This window comes from Gordonia sp. (in: high G+C Gram-positive bacteria) (genome assembly GCF_052106715.1).
GTDB lineage: Bacteria > Actinomycetota > Actinomycetes > Mycobacteriales > Mycobacteriaceae > Gordonia.
The window spans coordinates 60,335-78,337 of the sequence record NZ_JBQEDL010000021.1; the positions used below are offsets into that span (position 1 = coordinate 60,335).

Sequence of the window (18,003 nt, forward strand, 5' to 3'; positions counted from 1 at the left end):
CTCACGGGCCGGGGCGAGGGTATTGGGTGCTCGGGGCGAACCGGGCGCTCGGGGCGTATTGGTACTCGCGGAGGTGTCGACTGTGGAGCAGACCGTCGAAGAGGCGGAGCGTGTGAAGAGCGGTGACGGGCAGACCGTCGTCGATGAACGCACGGCAGCTCCGCCCCCCGCGGCCCGACAGCGGGCACTGACCGCCGACTTCGTTCGCGTCGTACTATTCGCTGGTGTCGTCGTGGCACACAGCGTTTCGATGATCAACACCGACCAGGACGTCCTGCGGTCCGCACAACTCGTCGGAACCCTCTTGCACCTCACTCGGTACGGCTTCGTGGCCGTCACCCTGTTCGTCCTGGTGTTGAGCATGCGCGGCCGCACGATGAGCCCCGTGCAGTTCTGGCGGCGGCGATTCGGACTGATCGTCGCGCCTTATCTTGTGTGGACGATCATCTACACCGCTACGGACCACCTCGTCATCGCGGGCAATCCGTTCCCGTCGCCGGGACGGTACCTCCAGGACTTAGGCTTCGCGATCATTGCTGGAACCGGAAAGTATCAGCTGTACTTCCTGCTCATCTCGATGCAGATCTACCTGTTCTTCCCGGCGATCTCGTGGTTGATCGACCGGACGATCAACCGGCCGTGGTCGGTGCTCTCGGCGGCTGTGGCTATCCAGATCCTGGTGTTCGCGACCTACCAGTGGCTGCCCCGGCCACGCGGATATGCCTGGGATCAGGTGTACGAGCATGCGTGGAAGGCGCTGCCGATGTACACGTTGTTTGTGGCGATCGGTGCGCTCATGGCCGTGCACCTGGACTCGGTCCAAGCGTGGTTGCGCGCCCATCTCGTGCCCGTCGTGATCAGTTGTCTGATCGGTACGTCGGCGAGCGTCGCCGTCTATCTGTGGATGACGGCTCCCGGGGACGTCCCGTGGCAGGCCACTACGCCGTGGAACCCGCCACTGCTGCTGTGGCTGGTCAGCGGCGTTGTTCTGCTGTGGCTCGTGGCGATGGTGTGGGACGGGCTTCGTACCACCGGGCATAAGGTGGGCGCTCGCGCTGTCTCGTACGCAACGATCCGAGCATTCGGCGTCTTCGCCGTCCATCCACTGATCCTCGACCTTCTCGCACGAGCCGGGTTCTTCGGCGAACTGCACGCGTGGTTCCCGGGGTCGGCGGCCACCCGTACCACGATCCTGGTGATCATCGTCCTCGCCCTGTCGCTGATCGTCGTCGACCTGCTGCTGCGCACCCCAGCTGCGAAGTGGCTCGTCGCCCGCGACCGCGTCCCGCTGTCGAGGAACCCGATAGTGAAGAGCCTGCTGGATAAGACTGTCCAGTGGAAGAACTCCATGGGGAAGAACTCCATGGGGAAGAACTCCATGGGGAAGAACGCCGTGGAGAACAAGGATGCCGCCGCATGATCGTCGCCTTCTCCGTCGCCCCGTCCGGAATGCCGTCTGATCCCTCGGTCACGCTGTCTGACACCGGCGAGGCGAGCGGAGATCAGGCGAGCGTGCACGAAGCGGTCGCTGCGGCAGTGCGGATCGTCCGCGAATCCGGGCTGCCGAACCGGACGAGTTCCATGTTCACCGAGATCGAAGGCGACTGGGACGAGGTCATGGACGTGGTGCGGCGGGCCACCGACGAGGTCGGCCGATTCGGGTCGCGCGTCTCGTTGGTGCTCAAGGCCGATATCCGCCCCGGCCACACCGGTGAGATCGACGGCAAACTGGACCGCGTCGAACAGGTGCTCGGCCGCTAAGTCTGTGCCGCGGACGCCTGGTCCGCCGCATGCCTGCTATCTGCCTGCCGCCAGGTCAGCCCTGGCGGCCCTTGAATCGCGGGTTCTTCTTGTTGATGACGACCGTCCGGCCGCGGCGTCGGACGAGTTGTGCACCGGGTTGGTTCTTGAGCGAGCGGAGCGAGTTCCGTACCTTCATGCCCATCACTGTAATGGGAATGACAATCGTTAACAAAATCACGGCGCCTGCCGGGAGCGCGGGCGACGGGTCGGTCGAATAGGTAGCGTGAACGGGTGGGCGCTGGCCCCGCCTGTTCCGTGCCGATGAGAGGTGCCTGTGATTGAGACCGCCACCGATATCCGACTCGTGGTCTGCGACATGGACGGCACACTGCTCGACGCCGCCGGGGCGGTGCCCGACGAGTTCTGGCCGCTGCTTCGCGAGATGACCGCCCGCGGAATAGCGTTCGTCCCGGCGAGCGGTCGCCAGTATCAGTCTCTCGCGCGGCTGTTCGAGCGATTCGACTCGACGCTCTCGTACGTCGCTGAGAATGGAGCCGTCGCCGTCCGCAACGGCGAAGTGCTGCAAGCGTCGGCGATGGACCCCGCATTCGTGCGCTCGGCGATCCTGGCTGTCCGTGCTGCGAACGACGGCGGCGCACGGTTGGCGGCTATCGCGTGCCGCGCGGGCGGTGCTCTCATCGAATCGAAGGATCCAGACTTCCTCGCCCACGCCGCAACCTACTGTGCGGTTCTCGACCAGGTGGAGGACTTGACCATCGACACGTCGGGAGTCGTCAAGCTCGCGATCTACGACTTCGACGATGCTGCGACGACCGCACACGGTGTGCTCGAGTCGCTCGGCCGCGACCACGCCCTCGTCGTGTCGGGAGCGCATTGGCTCGACATCACCGGGCGAGGCGTGCACAAGGCCGTCGGGGTCCGCCGACTTCAGGACGAGTTCGGGGTGAGCGCCTCGCAGACGGTCGTCTTCGGCGACTACCTCAACGACCTGGAGATGCTCGACACAGCCGATTACTCGTATGCGATGGCCAACGCACACCCCGACGTGCACGCCCGAGCCCGTTACCGCGCGCCGTCGAACGTCGAACACGGCGTGGTGACAGTGTTGTCCGAGCTGCTCAGATGAATTTCGGCCGGACCCGTGGGAATCCTCTAGGGTGCTAAGTCATGACCGCTGAGAAGGATTTGGCCGCACGGCTGCTCGACGCGCAGGTCGAATTCACCCGCAGGCAGCTGACCGATCCCGACGAGTTCGCCGAGCTGGTGCACGAGGAGATCACGCATGCCCTCGACGACGCCTCCCGGATCACCCTGTCCGAGTCGGTGTCACGAGACCTGATCAAGGCGGTCGCCCACAAGTATGCGATCGCGTTTCCGGTGGAGGGGGCGATCCCCGAACTGGTCGGCCGCGTCGCGGCGCGGCTGTACGACATCACCGCAGCCGAGGACGTCGGGCCCGCCGACCTGATCGGCCGGAAGCAACTCGACGACCTGACTGACGACATCGCGCAACTGGGCCTTTCGCGCCGACTGATGCAGCGGATACTCGACTCGCCCGCGACCGTGGACACGTTCGTCGAAGCCGTCCAACGGTCGGTCGACTCATCGCGTCTCCCGGATCGCCTCGGTCGGTTCGTCGACGGCGCCGTCGAGTCGGTCGTGCGGCACGGAGCGGCATTCGTATTGCGCGCCAACAGATCCGAATCAGACGAGGTTCTCGCCGACACAATGCGCGACCTGTCTCGCGCAGGAACCGGGAACAGTGTCGGCGAGCTGAGTTCACTCGTAGAGCCCGGCGATCTCGAAGACGTCGTCGTCCTCGTCTTCGAGTTCTGGCGCGCGTTCCGCGACACCGAGTACTTCGCGCACCTGTTGGCATCTGGCGTCGACGAAGTGTTCGACACGTACGGCGACACAACCCTCGACGAGCTGCTCGCCGACCTCGGCATCGGGTACGAGGACCTCGTTGAAGAAGGGCTCCGGTTCGGCCCACCCGTCATCGCCGACATGGACCGCCGCGGACTACTCGAACCGTCTCAGCGTCGACGCTTCGCACCGTTCTACGCCACGCAGGAGTTCCGCGGCGCCGTCGGCTCGGTGGACTGAACCTGGCCGGCGGACCTCCTCGCTAGAGAACTTTGGACAGGGCTACAGGACCTGAGACAGGAACGTGCGGAGCCGTTCGCTGCCCGCGTCGTCGAACAGCTTTGCGGGCGAACCGGTCTCGATGACTGAGCCCTCGTCCATGAAGACGACGTGGTCGGACACGTCGCGGGCGTAGCCCATTTCGTGCGTGACGACGACCATCGTCATGCCCTCCTGCGACAGCTCGGCCATCAACGAGAGAACGCCCTTGACGAGTTCGGGGTCGAGCGCGCTCGTCGCCTCGTCGAAGAACATGATCTCCGGCTTCATCGCGAGTGCTCGCGCGATCGCCACACGTTGCTGCTGACCACCGGACAGGGTGGACGGGCGTGCGTCGGCCTTGTGCTTGAGACCGACGGCGTCGAGTTCGGCGAGTGCGAGTTCGCGTGCCTCGTCCTTGCTCAGGCCCCGGAGTTTGCGGGGTGCCAACGCGACGTTCTGCGCGACAGTCTTATGCGGAAATAGGTTGAACTGCTGAAAGACCATGCCGATCCGGCGGCGTAGCTCGTCAGGGTTCTCGTCGAGGACCGAGTGGCCGTCGACGAGGATGTCGCCCTGATCCGGCTCGTGGAGCCGGTTCAGCACACGCAGCAGAGTCGACTTGCCTGAGCCAGACGGTCCGATCACGGTGGTCGTGGTTCCTGCGTCCACTTGGATGTCGACGCCGCGGAGCACATGGTTGTCGCCGAACGACAGGTGCAGGTCGGTTCCGGTCAGGGAGACTGCCGCGTCGGAGCTGACCAGCGGAATGGTCACCGGTTGGGTGGGATCGCTCATGGTGAGATCAGGCCTTTCCGGTGCGCAGGCGCTTGTCGATGTAGTTGACCAGATGGGTCAACGGGACGGTCAGGATCAGGTACAACAGCCCGGCGGCGAGCAACGGCGTCAGGTTGCCGCCGTCGGCGTTGAAGTCCTTGCCGACCGCGAACAGGTCGCGCTGAGCCACGGTGAGACCGAGGAAGTAGATCAGCGACGAGTCCTTGATGAGCACAATGAACTGGTTCATCAGCGCGGGCAGGACGCGGCGGACGCCCTGCGGCACGACGACCAACGACATCGACGAGCGGTACGAGAAGCCGAGCGCGCGTGATGCCTCCATCTGGCCGGTCTCCACACTCTGGATGCCGGATCGGAAGATCTCGCCGATATAGGCGGCCGCGAGCAATCCCAATGCGATCGAGCCGAGCCAGAACGGGTTCCCGCCGGTGATGTTCTTGACGACCGGCCCGAAGCCGAGGCCGACCATGAGGATGACGACGACGGCGGGTAGCCCGCGGAAGATGTCGGTGTAGACGCGGGCCGGCCAGCGCAACCATCGGGTGCGGGAGATGCCGGCGACCGCGAGCAACATGCCGAGGACGGTTCCGATGACACCGGAGGTGACGGCGATCTTCAACGTGTTCGGCAGGCCCGTCGTGACCAGATCCGGCAGCGCTTTGCGGAACTGTTCGCCGCTGAAGAATGTGTCGCCGAGCTGCGCAAGAGTGCTCTTCGGTGCAGCGGCCTCGGTGTTCTCACCGCCCGCGTTCTCGGCGGCGATCTTCTCGAAGTCGGGGAGTTGTGGCATCGGAGCGGCCTTCGATCCTGGCTTCCATCCGTCCGGGAGCTCGCGCGGAGCCCAGTCCTGGTACAGCCGTGACCACGTGCCGTCGGCGATGATCGCGTCGAGCGCACTGTTGAGAGCATCGGTGAGCTTCGTATTGCCTTTGCCGACGGCCCATCCGGTGAAGTTGTTGATGCTGAAGGTGTTCTCCAGAATCGCAATACCGTCGGCAGCCTGGACGGTTCCCTCCGCCTGTTGGCTGGGGGCGACCCACGCATCGATCTGGCCGGAGCGGAGGTTCGCGTACGCGGTCGCGTAGTCGGGGAACTTGACCGGGTCGAGATGCAGGGTGTTTGTGACGTAGTCGTCCTGTACTGTGCCCTGCACGACGCCGATGCGCGTGCCCGCATTCAGGTCGCCGAAGCTCTGCACCGGGCCGTCGACCGGAGCCGCGAGTGCGAAGTAGCCGAAATCGTAGCCGTTGGTGAAGCCGACCGTCTGACGACGTTCGTCGGTGGTGGTGATCGACGACGACCCGACGTCGAAGCGTTTTCCGGCGACTTGCGCGAGCAGCCCCGAGAACTCGGTGCCGACGAACTCGACCCTCAGACCGAGTTTGTCGGCCATTGCACGGAGCATCTCGTTGTCCATGCCCGTGTACTGCTGCTTGGAGTTCACGCAGATGCTGGGGGGAGCGTCGCCGAGGGTGCCGACGATGATCGTCCCCGGCTTGATGAGGCCGAGGTCGGAAGTGTCGATCTTATCGAGTGGAGTGACGTCCGGCGTCGTGAACTTGTCCGGTGCCTGAGCGCTTTGCGCGAGGTTCGTCGGCGCCGCCGACGCACTGGCGACTCCGGGTGGAGCGCACAGCCCCTCGTCGTCGCCGTCACCGTCCGACGACGACCCGCACGCCGCGAGAGCACCGATCAGGAGCACCACGAGGAGCAGTGGGAGCCACCGGCGAAATGAGTGCGGGGCGCGTACCCGCTGCCGGGCCGTGTGAAGGACAGTCATGGTTGGTCACACTAGCCCGACTACGACGGTGGACCCATAGATACAACCGGGTTGAGGATAAGTCCGCACCGGGGACCGGTCAGGCCGACGATTGCGCCCCGGACCGTACGGTCCGGGGCGCAATCGTCGATCTTTCGGGTCGCGACCCGTCAGTTCGCGGCTTCGTATGCGGCGATCACATCGGCGGGGATGCGACCGCGGTCGCTCACGGTGAATCCGTTCTCGTTGGCCCACTGGCGGATCACCCGAGTATTGGCGGCCGGACGCGCGGAATTGGTGGCGCGACGCTGCGATACGCGGCCGACCGAGCGGGATGCCGCAACATAGGTGGCGACGTGGTTACGGAATTCCTCGGCGTGCTCGGGCGAGGTGTCGAACTCGTAACTCTTGCCGTCGAGGCTCCAACGGACGGTCTCGTATTCGTCGAGTTCTGCACCGTCGATGTCGTCGACGATCTTGATTACGGTTCTCTTTGCCACGGGGCGCCCCTTAATAGAAATGCTTCGGGTATCTCGTCGACTACTGTACACATGATCATCGAGTAGTTACCACACGAGAATGCGAAGTCGACTCGGAACTCTCGTCCTCTCCTCCGGTCAATGATTTCGGGGCGCGTGCATCCGCTCTGATCTCGGTGTAACCGTCTTCGGTCAAAGCGAAACCGGTGCCGGAGTCCGATTCAACGCAATAGACGTCGGTGTCCTGCGACAAACACGCGAAACGGCCGACGGCAATCGCCGATCCGGACGGGATGCTTCGAGACCGGAACAGCACTGAGTAACGATTCGCGCATCCTCCCTCCGAGGCTCCGTCACTGGAGAGAACCACGAGCTCTCGGTTCCAGGCACAATCGGGATCTTCACTCGCCGGTGCGCTCTTGGGGCCTTTTACCTCGTCCGACGTGCACACCAACGCGTTCGTGCCGCTATTGCCGGTAGAACACCTGATCTCGCGGTCGGCAGAAGAGAAGTGATACCCGGAGACGTCTTCCCGCGTGCCGTCCTCATCGGAAGCAGCTACTTGAAACTCCGAATTACTCACCCGCGGAGCGCTTTTGATGACTCGCTCAAAGCTCCACTCGGACGGGATGTCGTTCGACTGGGACCGGTTGGTCTTTGATGTCTCCGACAACGTCGACGGTTTCGTCTCGGTGGACAACTCGTCCGTACTGGGAAGGACGATCCGATCCGGCTCCCCTTGTCCAGAGAGAAGGCCGCAACCGCTGAGCGCCAGCAGTGTGAGAAGGGCGATCGCACCGACCGCACTGCGTTGTCCGTACCCTTGCACTGTGGCGACCCCCAAAATCGTGCTCTTCTATGTGTTCACGCCGCTGCCCGATCCGGAGGCGATCCGGCTGTGGCAGCTCCGGGTCTGCGAGTCTCTTGGCTTGCGCGGCAGGATCATCGTGTCATCCCACGGCATCAATGCGACAGTGGGCGGCGACATCCGTAAAGTGAAACAGTACGTGAGAGCAACCCGCGAGTACGCGGCATTTCGCAATGCCGACGTCAAATGGTCCGACGGAGTCGGGGAGGACTTTCCGCGGCTGACGGTCAAAGTCCGACCCGAGATAGTCACCTTCGGCGTCCCCGACGAGGTCAAAGTCGATGAGAGCGGAGTCGTCGGGGGCGGGACCCGTCTGGGACCCGACGAGCTCCACGCGTTGATCGAAGAACGCGGTGGCGACGTCGCATTCCTGGACGGTCGAAATGCGATAGAGGCGCAGATCGGGCGATTCCGTGGAGCAATCGTGCCGGACGTCGATACCACCCGTGACTTCGTCGGACTTCTCGAAAGCGGAGAACTCGACCACCTCAAGCATTCTCCGGTCGTGACCTATTGCACGGGAGGCGTACGCTGCGAGATCCTCAGTGCACTGATGCGACATCGAGGATTCACTGACGTGTATCAGCTCGACGGGGGAATCATCCGATACGGCGAGCGTTTCGCAGACCGAGGTCTGTGGGAGGGTTCTCTATACGTATTCGATAAACGAATGTCGATCGAATTCGGCACTCCCACGGTCATCGGCAAGTGTGTCGAATGTGGAACGCCGACCTCGCGTGTGATCAACCATCCCGACCGGAACGGTCGAAAGCTGGCAGTCGCCTGTGAAGAATGCGTGCCGACCGGTGCGTGAACGCCCTATTCCAGTAGTCGTACTCGCCGGATTCCTCGGTGCAGGCAAGACGACGCTGCTCAATCATGTCTTGAGCAGTGCGGGCGGCAGGCGTATCGGGGTATTAGTGAATGACTTCGGTTCCATCAACGTCGACGCACTCCTCGTGTCGGGCGTGGCGGGAGACACCGTCACGCTCGAGAACGGGTGCATGTGCTGCACGACCGACGCCGACGGCCTCGGTGATGCGATCGACGCCTTGTCTGCGCCGAGTGCGGGGCTGGACGCGATCCTCATCGAGGCTAGTGGGATAGCCGAGCCGAGCGCGTTGATCAGGTTGGTGCTCGCGGCATGCGGTGCGACCGCGTCGTACGGTGGCCTGGTCTACGTCCTCGACTCCGTCGAGCTGATGCGGACCATCGCCGACTTCCCGTCCGTGCGTGATCACATCGCCATTGCGGACCTCGTGGTCTGCAACAAGTCCGACCTCGTCGACGCATCGACCCTCCGAGCAGTGCGAGGCGTGGTCGCCGAGGCCAATCCGACTGCCCCGGCGGTCGTCGTCAGTGATGCGGCGGTCGATCCGTCGATGCTGTTCGACGATGCACCCGAGCGCGCCGCCGACCGCGGAGCCCGGCAACTCGCGCTCGACGAACTCCTGGCGGAGGAGTCGGCCGAGTCCGATCACGGCGCTCACCTTCATGCAGCCTTCGAGTCGACGTCGATCCAGACACCGCGAGCTGTTGATCCGCGCCGCCTGGCGCGCTTCCTGGAACGTCCGCCTGCCGGGACGTATCGGATCAAAGGTCAGGTGTTCGTCGACCTGCCGGTGCACCGCGGCCATGCGTACGTCGTTCATGCGGTCGGCGGCATCGTCCGGGTGACGACCCAGCCCTGGATGGGGTCGACGCCTGCGACCTCGCTCGTAGTGATCGGAGCCGGACTCGACCTCGCCGCGGCAGACGACGCGCTCGAGGAGATCGTCGGCCCCGAAACGGCTGTCGACGACGAGTACGGAATTCTGCACATCACTCGGTACATCGTCGGCGATCGCGACTGAGTCGACGATCAGGCCCCGTCAGTTTAAGAACCCAGTCAGCTTGAGAGCCCAGTCAGCTTGAGAGCCCAGTCAGCCCAAGAGGGGTGAGGCAAGCCAGTCGGCGTCGAGACCGACCCATCCGGCGACGAGGTTCAGTGCGCCGGTGAGCCATAGGGTGACGAGGACGATCGCACAGGTCGCGATGCCGAGGAGTACCTGTGCGACCCGATTTCCGTCGATGTACCGGGAGTAGAAGGTGTTGAGCTTGTTCATGATCCAACGCCGGAGGCGGGCCGCCCACTCGAGTTCCTGCGACAGGATCAGCAGGCCGAGGAAGACGATGGCCCAGCCGGGGCCCGGGTACGGAATCGCGATCACTCCGACGGCCGTGACGAGGGCGCCGATGACGATGGTCACGTAGCGCAGAACGAAGCCATAACGGCTGTTGTGGCGGAGATCGTGGTACTTCGCGCCGAGTTTGGAGAACATGCGGTGCTTTCCGGTGGAGTCGGGCTGACGACCGGACTCTACCGGTCGTGTGGTCACAGCGCGTTAACGATTTCCGTCGACGACGGGTTCCCGTTCGACAGCGACCCTCAACTACTGGTTCACTGTTACGCAAGTTGTCAGTGTGAAAGCTGATGTGTCGTATGGAAAGGGAGCAGCGACGATGAACGCTGTCCGTGCACGCCGTGGAGCACTCGCTGCGGCATCGCTGGTCGCAACCGCCGCACTGGGTCTAGGGCTGGTGAACGCGCCGTCGACCGAAGCCGCGCCGCTTCCGGGCGCAGGCAAGGATCTGGCCGGGAAGACGATCTTCCTCGACCCCGGTCACCAGGGATCGGCCGCAGGCCATGACCTCAACAAGCAGGTGCCCGACGGTCGCGGCGGCAAGAAGGCGTGCCAGACCACCGGTGCCACCGCAGTCACCGGCAAGGCCGAGCACACCGTCAACTGGGAGGTCTCCCAGCTAGTGAAGGCCGCGCTCGAGAGCAAGGGCGCCCGCGTGGTGTTGAGCCGCAACAACGACACCGGGTGGGGCGGATGCGTCGACGAACGTGCTGAAGCCGCCAGCCGGTCCGGAGCAGCGGTCGCCGTGAGCCTGCACGCGGACTCGACGAGCAAGAGTGCCGACAACTCCAAGAGTGGCTTCCACCTGATAGTCCCGACCCTGCCTCTCCCCGACAAGGCAGCGGACAGCGTCCAGGCCGGTGAAGGCCGCAAGGCGTCCAACACGATGCGCGACGCGCTGGTCAAGGCCGGTCTGCGGCCTGCGGGCTACGCGGGTGCCGTCGATGGCATCCAGACACGCGCAGACATTGCGGGCGTCAACCTGACTCGCGTCCCCGCCGTGTTCATCGAGATGGGCAACCTGTCGAACCCGGCCGAAGCGAAGTCGTTGTCGTCGGCGCAGGGTGCCGCCAAGTACGCGATGGCGATCACCGACGGGATCACGTCGTACGCGAAGGGCAAGGCGAGTCCGGCGAACCCGACGGCACCCGTCCCGGCGCCCGGTGACGACAACTCGAGCCAGGGTGTGGACCCGAAGGACCAGCCCGCGCCGGACTCGGACGATTCCGCCGGAGGAGTCGACCTCGCCGGGCTCGCGGCCGCCGGCCCGTTGTTCGACAAGATCTCGAAGGCGAAGAGTGCGCAGGAGGCCCAGCGCATCCTGATGACCGAGGGGCAGGACGTCTCCGCAGAGGTCCTCAAGGCGATGCTGTCGGTCGTCTACGCGGTCTTCGGCGGCAAGCTTCCCGTCTGACCCGGCAGTTGTGACCCGCGAGTCAGATCCGCGCGCCACGGGCTAGAGTTGTGACATGGGCCATGATTCGAAGGCTGTTCTGACCACGATCCGCGACCTGTTCTGGGTCCCGACTCCGGTTCCGACGCTGCGGGGCCGCACTGTGCTGATCACGGGCGCCGCCAGCGGAATCGGCCGGGCGACGGCGCTCGCGGCCGCCCGCGAGGGCGCAGATCTCGTCCTGACCGATCTGCACGCCGACCCGTTGAACGCCGCGGTCGACGAAGTCGTCGCGAGTGGTGGGGCTGTGGTCTACCACGCGGCGGGCGACGTGTCCGACTACGACTGGGTGGCCTCGTTCGCGCGCGCCGTCGACGCGGAGGTCGGCGTCATGGACGTCGTCATGAACGTCGCGGGGATCTCGGCGTGGGGGACCGTGGAGAATCTTCAGCACCGGCACTGGCGCAAACTCGTGGACGTCAACCTGATGGGCCCGATCCACGTCATCGAAAGCTTCGTCCCGCAGATGGTGCGCCGTGGTTCGGGTGGACAGGTGGTCAACGTGTCCTCTGCCGCGGGGCTCCTCGCGCTGCCGTGGCATGCCGCGTACAGCGCAAGCAAGTTCGGCATCCGCGGTGTTTCGGAAGTGCTGCGCCACGACCTTCGTCGGCACAACATCGGAGTATCGCTCGTATGCCCGGGTGGAGTGGCTACTCCGCTGGTCGGGACCGTCGAGATCGTCGGCATCGACCGTGACGATCCGCGAGTCGCGGCACAGATCGACGGCTTCCACAAGATCGCGGTCACGCCGGAGAAGGCCGCACAGGCCATCGTCCGCGGCGTGGTGAAGAACAAATTCATGGTCTATACGTCGTTCGACGTGCGGTTCGCGTACTGGTGGGCGCGCAAGTTCGCGTTCCCGTACGAAGTGGCGATGCGGATCGCGAACAACCGGTTCGACCACCTCTCGCGGCTGGCAGGACTCGGGTCGTCGAAGGGTGCGGTCGACGGCGAGTCCTCGATCGTGTCGAAACCGACCGACTGACGTGCAGCGGACTCTGATCGTCTCGGCGACGCGTGCCGAGGCGGCTCACGTGTCAGCGGGCGCCGACGTGCTGGTAACCGGAATCGGAAAAGTCCGCGCCGCGACGGTATTGACCCAGCGACTCGAACGCGGTGACTACGCGAGCGTCGTCAACATCGGCACCGCCGGTGCGCTGCACGAGCGACACTCGGGACTGTTCGTGCCGTCGGTCGTCATTGAGCACGACATCAGTGCCGCGGCGTTGTCGGCGATCGGCTACGAGACCGTTGACCGCTGGGAGCTTGCGGGCGGTGACGGCACCGTTCTGGCCAGCGGGGACACCTTCGTCACCGACCCCGATCATCGGGCGACGCTGGCCGCCCGCGCCGACCTCGTCGACATGGAAGGGGCGGCGATCGCCCAGGTCTGCGCGCGCTACCGGATCCCGGTCACCTTGGTGAAAGCGGTGAGCGACCAGGCGGACGGCTCGGCGATGGACTGGCCGCAGGTCGTCGACGCGGCGGCACGCGAGCTGGCCGACTGGCTGCGGGGTGCCGGACTCCAACCGGATATAAACTAACGTCTTTACGTAGAGTTGGCGGCGAAACTTTAACTAATATCTGTAGGTAATCTATGCTCGCCTGTGACAGTTCACAGGCTGCCTGTCGCTATCCGTGTGCTGCCCAACGACTTTCTGCTGCCAACGAGTTTCAAGGAGACCTTGGCGATGACCACCACGGCCCAGTCCGCTGCCGCATCGCCTTCGCTGGCCGTCCACACGTCTTCATCGGCGGAAAGTGGGTCGATTCGTCGGGTGACGAATGGTTCGACGTCGCCGCCGCGCTGGGCGCGACTCGCGCATCGTTCGACGAAGGGACCTTTCACGCCGTGGCGACCGAAGCGCGGAATGCCACACTCGTCGACGAGCGGACCCGGGCGGACGGCGGCTTCTCACGCGTGCACAAGCAGCCGAACGGAGTGGTGGCCGTCGTAACCCGTGGAACGGGCCGATCGGCACGATCGCCTTCAAGGTGGCTCCTGCGCTCGCCGCCGGGTGCTCGGTGGTCTTGAAGACGTCACCGGAGGCACCACTGTCGCCGGCGATTTTCACCGACGTCGTCGGCGAACTCGTCGCCGAGCGGGCGCACCCCGGAGGGGTCGTCAGCGTCTTCACGGCTGACCGCGAAGTCTCCGAGTCGTTGGTCGTCGATCCCAAAGACGAAGGCGACGCCGTCGCCGTCGCGAACGACTCTCAGTACGGGCTGTCCGGGCGGTCTACGCCGCCGACGACGAGCATGCGGACGAGGTCGCCAAGCGCATCCGCACCGGAACGGTGAACGTCAACGGCGGGGTCATCGGCTTCACGGTCCTCTTCGGCGGCTACAAGCAGTCGGGGGTTGACCGAGAAGGCGGCCCCGAGGGTCTCGACGAGTTCTTCGAGACCAAGGCTGTGCACTTCTCCTGACCACGGCGCTTCTCCTGACCATGGCACTTCTCCCGATCGTCGGTGCCGGCTCCTGGGCGGCGTGATCGAGCGTCACATATGGTCGCGGATCACGCCGTGCAGGTAGCTGCGAACCGTCTCCTCGAAGAGTCTGCGTTGCGTCAACTCGTTGCTCGCGAGCGCCTCCGCGAGGAGTGGCTGCGACTGCGCATCGACATTCGGGAAGATGGTCGACTTGGTGCTCGGCTTGCGCATGGCTTCCATCAATACGGCTCCGATCGCGAGCGTCTCCATACCGTCGAGGATTCGCACGTGCAATTCGACCGGAACTCCCGACTCCAGCATGAAGCGCGCGGTGCTCTCGTAGGTGGAGACGAACAGGTCGCGTGGCAGGTGCTGGAGGAGGACGGGAGCGGCGTTTCGGTGCCGCAGGATCGACTGTCGGAAGTTCAACGCGAGCGATACGAAGAACTCGGGCCAGTCGGAGCCGGGCCTGCGTCGGGGAGTGACGACCGTCGTGCCTGCTATGTGCCGCGCTATCTCGGTAAAGATCTCGTTCTTGTCGGCGAAGTGATGATAAAGGGAGGGGGCTCGCACTCCGAGGTGCCCGGCCAGCTTCGGCAAGCTGAAGGCATCCAGCCCCTCGGCGTCGATGATCTCGATCGCGGCCTGCACTGCGGCGTCACGGCTGATGAGCGGTTTGGACGGGCGTGCCATGCCGCACCTTTCATTCGGTCGTCCGAGAACGCGGGACTTTCGCTTGGCCCTGCCTGATTACCCGTAAAGCATAGATTCTCGCCCATACTCGGCCCGAGGCGCAGGGCCTCAGAGGTGTGTCGAGCTGCTGACAAATATCACTGATCTGGATGGTCGCGGCGAAGTCATCGGAGATCGACGACATCAAGGCAGCGGGCAGACACGGAGCATGCCGAGCAGATAGCGCTCGACTGCTCTACCGGTGCCGCCGAGATGAGCTACGAGGACACACAGGGGTGGCTCGAGCGACCGACCGCGAATTCCGCGCCGTGGTGGGAGAGGTCCTCCACGATACGGCGATTCCCTGATCGTGCTCGCTCGCCGTGTAGTACCGCGTGGACGCTCGATGGTCAGTTGGGGCGATAGGTTGCGGAAGAAGGCGCCTTCCAGTTCGTACGCGCTTCCCAGTTCGAACGCGCCGAACTCAGTCGTCGAGGCCTGCGGTCAGATCCTCGACGTCACCGCGCTCACGCAACTGTTGTCCGGCGGTGCGCCGCGGCCGGGGAGGGATCTTCTGCGGCTGGGCCCGACGACGATCGGGGCGCCTCGCAGTCTCCTCCTCGGGAGTGCGGCGAGGACGACGTTGGGGTGCCGCGGTCTCGGCCGGAGCCTGCTGGTCGGCCGCGGGGGCCTGCTGCGGTGGCGCCGTGCGACGGGGTCGTCGAGCCGGCTTGTCCTCGCCTGGACGAGGAGCAGCCGTCGCGCCGGTGCCTCGCGGTGCGGGTTCGCCTGCGGCCGGCTTGCCTGCGGGCTGCGGACGAGGTCGACGCTTCGCCGTCGACGGCTCGGGCGTGGTCGGGGCCGTCTGAGGCGAACGAGGATCTGCGGGCTGCTGTGGCGCACGAGTGCCCGTGCCGCGCTTCGGCGCACCGCTGCGGGGTGCACGCGCAGACGCCCCGCGGCTACTGTCTCGCTTCGATGGCTCGCGGTTGTTGTCTTGCTTCGGAGAACCCGGCTTCGGTTGGCCCTGGCTTCGTGGTTTCGCCGGACGCGCGGTCTTCGATGTCGAGTTCCTCGGCGCTGCCTTCTCACCTGATTGTTTGGCGGAGGCATTCTTGCCTGTGCGGCGCTTGGCTGCCGTGCTCGTGCCGAATCCGCCGAACGGGCGTTTGGAGACGGGTCCTGTGAAGAACAGACGACCGAGGACAACAGCGAGGCAGAGAACGAAGGCGATGATCATCCACGGGAAGCTCGTCGCGATCGGCAGCACGACCTTCAGGATCAATGTCTTCTTGTCGGAGGCCTGGTCGCCTGCCTCGATGTACAACGCGATGAGGCCGATGACGAACGCAATGAGCGGCGGCTGCACCGCGGCAGTGAACATTGCCCGGCGTCGCACCGCCAGTGCGGCGAGCACGCAGCCGAAAATAAAGATGATCTTGTAGGTCCGGCCGAGCTCGCCGGACGGCGCGGAATCGAGGAGCGCGCCGATGATCGTGATGACCGTCGCCAGGAGCACCGCACCCCACCATGGAAGCCCGCGCACAGTTGGCACGACGGACTGCTGGTCGGCGGGCAGGGCGGAGCTGCCTGAGGATCGGGAAAACACACTTAGACGGTACCGGTTAGTGGGACCGAGTCGTTCCATCCCCGCCCGCGAGTTCGCAGCTCATCACAGAATCGGTGATGTGGATCTCACGGTCGCGTCCACCGGTCTGGGCGATCTGTCCGAGCTGTTCGTTCGACCGGTCGACACCGAGAGGGCCTCCATCTCGGACAGCTTCCGTGCGGTCACGCCCAGACGGGAGTCGATGGCACCGACCGCCGAGTTGTAGCTTTCGACGGTGCGGCGCAATGCCGAGCCGACCTTCTCGAGGTGCCCGAGGACCTGGTCGATCCGTTGATACAGCTGGGTGCCGAGTATCTGGATCTGTTCCGCGTCCTCGGCCACGGCGTGCTGGCGCCACCCGAGCGCCACGGTGCGCAAGAGCGCGATCAGAGTGCCGGGGGTCGCCAGGACGACGTCCCGCGCGAACGCATAGTCGAGCAGATCAGCATCCTGCGCCAGCGCGGCGTCGAGGACGCCGTCGCCGGGCAGGAAGAGGACGACGAACTCTGGCGTGCTGGCCTGTGCGGCCCAATAGGCTTTCGCCGACAGTGAGTTGATGTGCCCGCGGACCGCTTGAGCGTGACGCGCGAGCTTGTCGCGTGCGGCTTCGGGCGACAACCCCGGCGACGTCGAGTCGAGGTACGCCTGCAGCGGAGCCTTCGCGTCGACCACGATGGTGCGGCCGCCTGCGAGGTGCACCACCAGGTCGGGACGGACCACACGGTCCGGCGTCTGGCCGTGAACCTGCGTCGAGAAGTCGCAGTGCCGTGACATCCCGGACAGCTCGACGATACGCTCCAGTTGGATCTCTCCCCACCTGCCGCGAATCTGCGGCGCCTGCAGAGCTCCCGCGAGCTTCGCCGTCTGCTCGTGCAGACGGTGCGAGGTCAGCTGCATCCCGCGGACCTGCTCGCTCAAGCCCGCAAAGGCGTGCACGCGGTTGTACTCGGATCGACGCAGCTCGTCCGACAGGTTGCCCAGGGTGTCGCGCAGCGGCGCGACGAGGGCGTCGGATGGCATCGTCGGCGCCTGATCGCGGGTCGCTCGGCTGCGGCCGAACCATCCCAGGGCCACTCCGATGATGAGGCAGATGGGTCCGATGATGGCTGCGAAAATTGTCATGCGGCCATCCTGGACCCGACCTGTGACAATTTCGGTCGGCTGAGTCGAGTGCCCGGGGCGTCAGGCGGCCGCAGCTTCCCGGTCGAGCAGCGACTGCTTCACGTCCAATCCGTATCGGAAGCCGCCGAGCGTGCCGTCCGTGCGGACCACGCGATGGCACGGGACGAACAGTGCCGCCGCGTTGCGGGCGCAACACGACGCCGCACCGCGGACCGCCGCAGCGTTGCCCGCCAGCTCCGCCAGTCGCGTGTAGGTGACCGGCGGGCCCGCGGGGACCTCCCTCAGCGCTGCCCACGCCGCCGTCAGAAATGGGCCGGACGTCTGCTGGACGGCGACTCGCGACGGCGCGGCGAGGTCGCCCGCGTAGTACGCGTCCACGGCGGCGACGGCGGCACCTCCGTCGCTCTCGACGATCCCCTCGGTGCGAAGCGTCGGGGCGATGAGACTGCGCAGATACTCGGGATCGTCGGTCCACCCGGACGCATAGACGGTGCCTGCTTCGTCGAAGACGGCAGTGAACGGGCCGTCGGGCGTTTGGATGCCCGCCCAGCGCAACGGTGTGGATTCAGTGGTGCTCATGTCTGGTTTCCCCTTCGTTGGAGTTCAGGGTGCGACGACATCGTCGACCCGGTCAGCGAGTTGATGACGCCATAGGTGCATCGATGCGTACGACCGCCAGGGCCGCCACGATCTGGTGTCGACCGGTCCAACGCCGAGGCCGGCGAGTGCCCGGTAGATAA

General features: G+C 65.1%; 19 protein-coding genes and 1 pseudogene. 10 read left to right on the forward strand and 10 right to left on the reverse strand.

Annotation, left to right across the window (positions count from 1 at the left end; all coding sequences use genetic code 11):
* The first annotated feature begins 82 nt into the window (after positions 1-82).
* On the forward strand, positions 83-1,420 hold the full coding sequence (locus ACTIMF_RS12085) for an acyltransferase (RefSeq protein WP_442350537.1): 1,338 nt from the start codon (positions 83-85) through the stop codon (positions 1,418-1,420).
* The gene (locus tag ACTIMF_RS12090; RefSeq protein WP_442350538.1) at positions 1,417-1,761 is read left to right on the forward strand and encodes a thiamine-binding protein; all 345 of its coding nucleotides are present in this window, start codon (positions 1,417-1,419) and stop codon (positions 1,759-1,761) included. The genes ACTIMF_RS12085 and ACTIMF_RS12090 overlap by 4 nt, the downstream gene beginning before the upstream one ends.
* A 55-nt stretch (positions 1,762-1,816) precedes the next feature.
* Here ACTIMF_RS12090 and ykgO read toward each other — a convergent pair whose 3' ends face one another.
* A complete protein-coding gene (ykgO, locus tag ACTIMF_RS12095; RefSeq protein ID WP_237011583.1) occupies positions 1,817-1,939 on the reverse strand; it encodes a type B 50S ribosomal protein L36 in 123 nt (40 codons plus the stop codon).
* A 138-nt stretch (positions 1,940-2,077) separates the two neighbouring features.
* On the opposite strand from ykgO, the gene ACTIMF_RS12100 reads away from it, so the two are divergent.
* Complete coding sequence (locus ACTIMF_RS12100; RefSeq protein WP_442350539.1) at positions 2,078-2,890, forward strand: Cof-type HAD-IIB family hydrolase; 813 nt, start codon at positions 2,078-2,080, stop codon at positions 2,888-2,890.
* A 41-nt stretch (positions 2,891-2,931) separates the two neighbouring features.
* The gene (locus tag ACTIMF_RS12105) at positions 2,932-3,870 is read left to right on the forward strand and encodes a hypothetical protein (protein WP_442350540.1); all 939 of its coding nucleotides are present in this window, start codon (positions 2,932-2,934) and stop codon (positions 3,868-3,870) included.
* Positions 3,871-3,912: 42 nt separating this feature from the next.
* Here the strand turns inward: ACTIMF_RS12105 and ACTIMF_RS12110 are convergent, their stop codons facing one another.
* From ACTIMF_RS12110 to ACTIMF_RS12120, 3 genes are all read right to left on the reverse strand, one after another.
* Positions 3,913-4,686 (reverse strand): amino acid ABC transporter ATP-binding protein, encoded by a 774-nt coding sequence (locus ACTIMF_RS12110; protein WP_442350541.1) that lies wholly within the window; start codon positions 4,684-4,686, stop codon positions 3,913-3,915.
* A gap of 7 nt (positions 4,687-4,693) precedes the next feature.
* Positions 4,694-6,466 carry an ABC transporter substrate-binding protein/permease gene (locus ACTIMF_RS12115; protein ID WP_442350542.1) on the reverse strand — a complete coding sequence of 591 codons (1,773 nt, stop codon included), beginning with the start codon at positions 6,464-6,466 and terminating at the stop codon, positions 4,694-4,696.
* Between the two features lie 149 nt (positions 6,467-6,615).
* Positions 6,616-6,945 carry a histone-like nucleoid-structuring protein Lsr2 gene (locus tag ACTIMF_RS12120; protein ID WP_442350543.1) on the reverse strand — a complete coding sequence of 110 codons (330 nt, stop codon included), beginning with the start codon at positions 6,943-6,945 and terminating at the stop codon, positions 6,616-6,618.
* An 809-nt stretch (positions 6,946-7,754) separates the two neighbouring features.
* Between ACTIMF_RS12120 and trhO the strand changes: the two genes are divergently transcribed.
* Positions 7,755-8,606 carry an oxygen-dependent tRNA uridine(34) hydroxylase TrhO gene (gene trhO / locus ACTIMF_RS12125; protein ID WP_442350544.1) on the forward strand — a complete coding sequence of 284 codons (852 nt, stop codon included), beginning with the start codon at positions 7,755-7,757 and terminating at the stop codon, positions 8,604-8,606.
* Complete coding sequence (locus ACTIMF_RS12130) at positions 8,599-9,645, forward strand: CobW family GTP-binding protein (protein WP_442350545.1); 1,047 nt, start codon at positions 8,599-8,601, stop codon at positions 9,643-9,645. Before trhO ends, ACTIMF_RS12130 begins: the two co-directional genes overlap by 8 nt.
* Positions 9,646-9,714: 69 nt before the next feature.
* On the opposite strand, the gene ACTIMF_RS12135 is transcribed toward ACTIMF_RS12130, so the two are convergent.
* On the reverse strand, positions 9,715-10,170 hold the full coding sequence (locus ACTIMF_RS12135; RefSeq protein ID WP_442350546.1) for a TIGR02611 family protein: 456 nt from the start codon (positions 10,168-10,170) through the stop codon (positions 9,715-9,717).
* Positions 10,171-10,294: 124 nt separating this feature from the next.
* Here ACTIMF_RS12135 and ACTIMF_RS12140 point away from each other — a divergent pair, with 124 nt between their 5' ends.
* Genes ACTIMF_RS12140 through ACTIMF_RS12150 form a run of 3 tightly spaced genes read left to right on the forward strand, consistent with a single transcriptional unit; the run spans position 10,295 to position 12,972 of the window.
* Positions 10,295-11,389 carry an N-acetylmuramoyl-L-alanine amidase gene (locus ACTIMF_RS12140; protein ID WP_442350547.1) on the forward strand — a complete coding sequence of 365 codons (1,095 nt, stop codon included), beginning with the start codon at positions 10,295-10,297 and terminating at the stop codon, positions 11,387-11,389.
* Positions 11,390-11,444: 55 nt separating this feature from the next.
* Positions 11,445-12,413 carry an SDR family oxidoreductase gene (locus tag ACTIMF_RS12145; protein WP_442350548.1) on the forward strand — a complete coding sequence of 323 codons (969 nt, stop codon included), beginning with the start codon at positions 11,445-11,447 and terminating at the stop codon, positions 12,411-12,413.
* Between the two features lies 1 nt (position 12,414).
* Positions 12,415-12,972, forward strand: a complete 558-nt coding sequence (locus tag ACTIMF_RS12150; protein WP_442350549.1) for a nucleosidase — start codon at positions 12,415-12,417, stop codon at positions 12,970-12,972.
* 71 nt (positions 12,973-13,043) lie between these two features.
* Here the strand turns inward: ACTIMF_RS12150 and ACTIMF_RS12155 are convergent, their stop codons facing one another.
* Positions 13,044-13,277: a hypothetical protein gene (locus ACTIMF_RS12155; RefSeq protein WP_442350557.1), complete on the reverse strand. Its 234-nt coding sequence runs from the start codon at positions 13,275-13,277 to the stop codon at positions 13,044-13,046.
* Here ACTIMF_RS12155 and ACTIMF_RS12160 point away from each other — a divergent pair.
* A pseudogene (locus ACTIMF_RS12160) lies at positions 13,266-13,857 on the forward strand (aldehyde dehydrogenase family protein); the annotation flags it as partial. The gene ACTIMF_RS12155 and the pseudogene ACTIMF_RS12160 sit on opposite strands and share 12 nt — an antisense overlap.
* A 72-nt stretch (positions 13,858-13,929) precedes the next feature.
* Here ACTIMF_RS12160 and ACTIMF_RS12165 read toward each other — a convergent pair.
* From ACTIMF_RS12165 to ACTIMF_RS12180, 4 genes are all read right to left on the reverse strand, one after another.
* On the reverse strand, positions 13,930-14,553 hold the full coding sequence (locus ACTIMF_RS12165; RefSeq protein ID WP_442350550.1) for a TetR family transcriptional regulator: 624 nt from the start codon (positions 14,551-14,553) through the stop codon (positions 13,930-13,932).
* A gap of 463 nt (positions 14,554-15,016) precedes the next feature.
* Complete coding sequence (locus ACTIMF_RS12170; protein ID WP_442350551.1) at positions 15,017-16,141, reverse strand: DUF6542 domain-containing protein; 1,125 nt, start codon at positions 16,139-16,141, stop codon at positions 15,017-15,019.
* A gap of 63 nt (positions 16,142-16,204) precedes the next feature.
* Positions 16,205-17,263, reverse strand: a complete 1,059-nt coding sequence (locus ACTIMF_RS12175) for a DNA recombination protein RmuC (protein WP_442350552.1) — start codon at positions 17,261-17,263, stop codon at positions 16,205-16,207.
* Between the two features lie 60 nt (positions 17,264-17,323).
* Positions 17,324-17,842, reverse strand: coding sequence for a methylated-DNA--[protein]-cysteine S-methyltransferase (locus ACTIMF_RS12180; RefSeq protein ID WP_442350553.1), 519 nt, complete (start codon positions 17,840-17,842; stop codon positions 17,324-17,326).
* Positions 17,843-18,003 lie beyond the last annotated feature (161 nt).

Bases quoted from the DNA above. Each gene is read 5' to 3' on its own strand.
- ACTIMF_RS12090 (WP_442350538.1), top strand. From the start codon at position 1,417: ATGATCGTCGCCTTCTCCGTCGCCCCGTCCGGAATGCCGTCTGATCCC.
- ykgO (WP_237011583.1), bottom strand. From the start codon at position 1,939: ATGAAGGTACGGAACTCGCTCCGCTCGCTCAAGAACCAACCCGGTGCA.
- ACTIMF_RS12105 (WP_442350540.1), top strand. From the start codon at position 2,932: ATGACCGCTGAGAAGGATTTGGCCGCACGGCTGCTCGACGCGCAGGTC.
- ACTIMF_RS12110 (WP_442350541.1), bottom strand. From the start codon at position 4,686: ATGAGCGATCCCACCCAACCGGTGACCATTCCGCTGGTCAGCTCCGAC.
- ACTIMF_RS12115 (WP_442350542.1), bottom strand. From the start codon at position 6,466: ATGACTGTCCTTCACACGGCCCGGCAGCGGGTACGCGCCCCGCACTCA.
- ACTIMF_RS12140 (WP_442350547.1), top strand. From the start codon at position 10,295: ATGAACGCTGTCCGTGCACGCCGTGGAGCACTCGCTGCGGCATCGCTG.
- ACTIMF_RS12145 (WP_442350548.1), top strand. From the start codon at position 11,445: ATGGGCCATGATTCGAAGGCTGTTCTGACCACGATCCGCGACCTGTTC.
- ACTIMF_RS12165 (WP_442350550.1), bottom strand. From the start codon at position 14,553: ATGGCACGCCCGTCCAAACCGCTCATCAGCCGTGACGCCGCAGTGCAG.
- ACTIMF_RS12175 (WP_442350552.1), bottom strand. From the start codon at position 17,263: ATGACAATTTTCGCAGCCATCATCGGACCCATCTGCCTCATCATCGGA.
- ACTIMF_RS12180 (WP_442350553.1), bottom strand. From the start codon at position 17,842: ATGAGCACCACTGAATCCACACCGTTGCGCTGGGCGGGCATCCAAACG.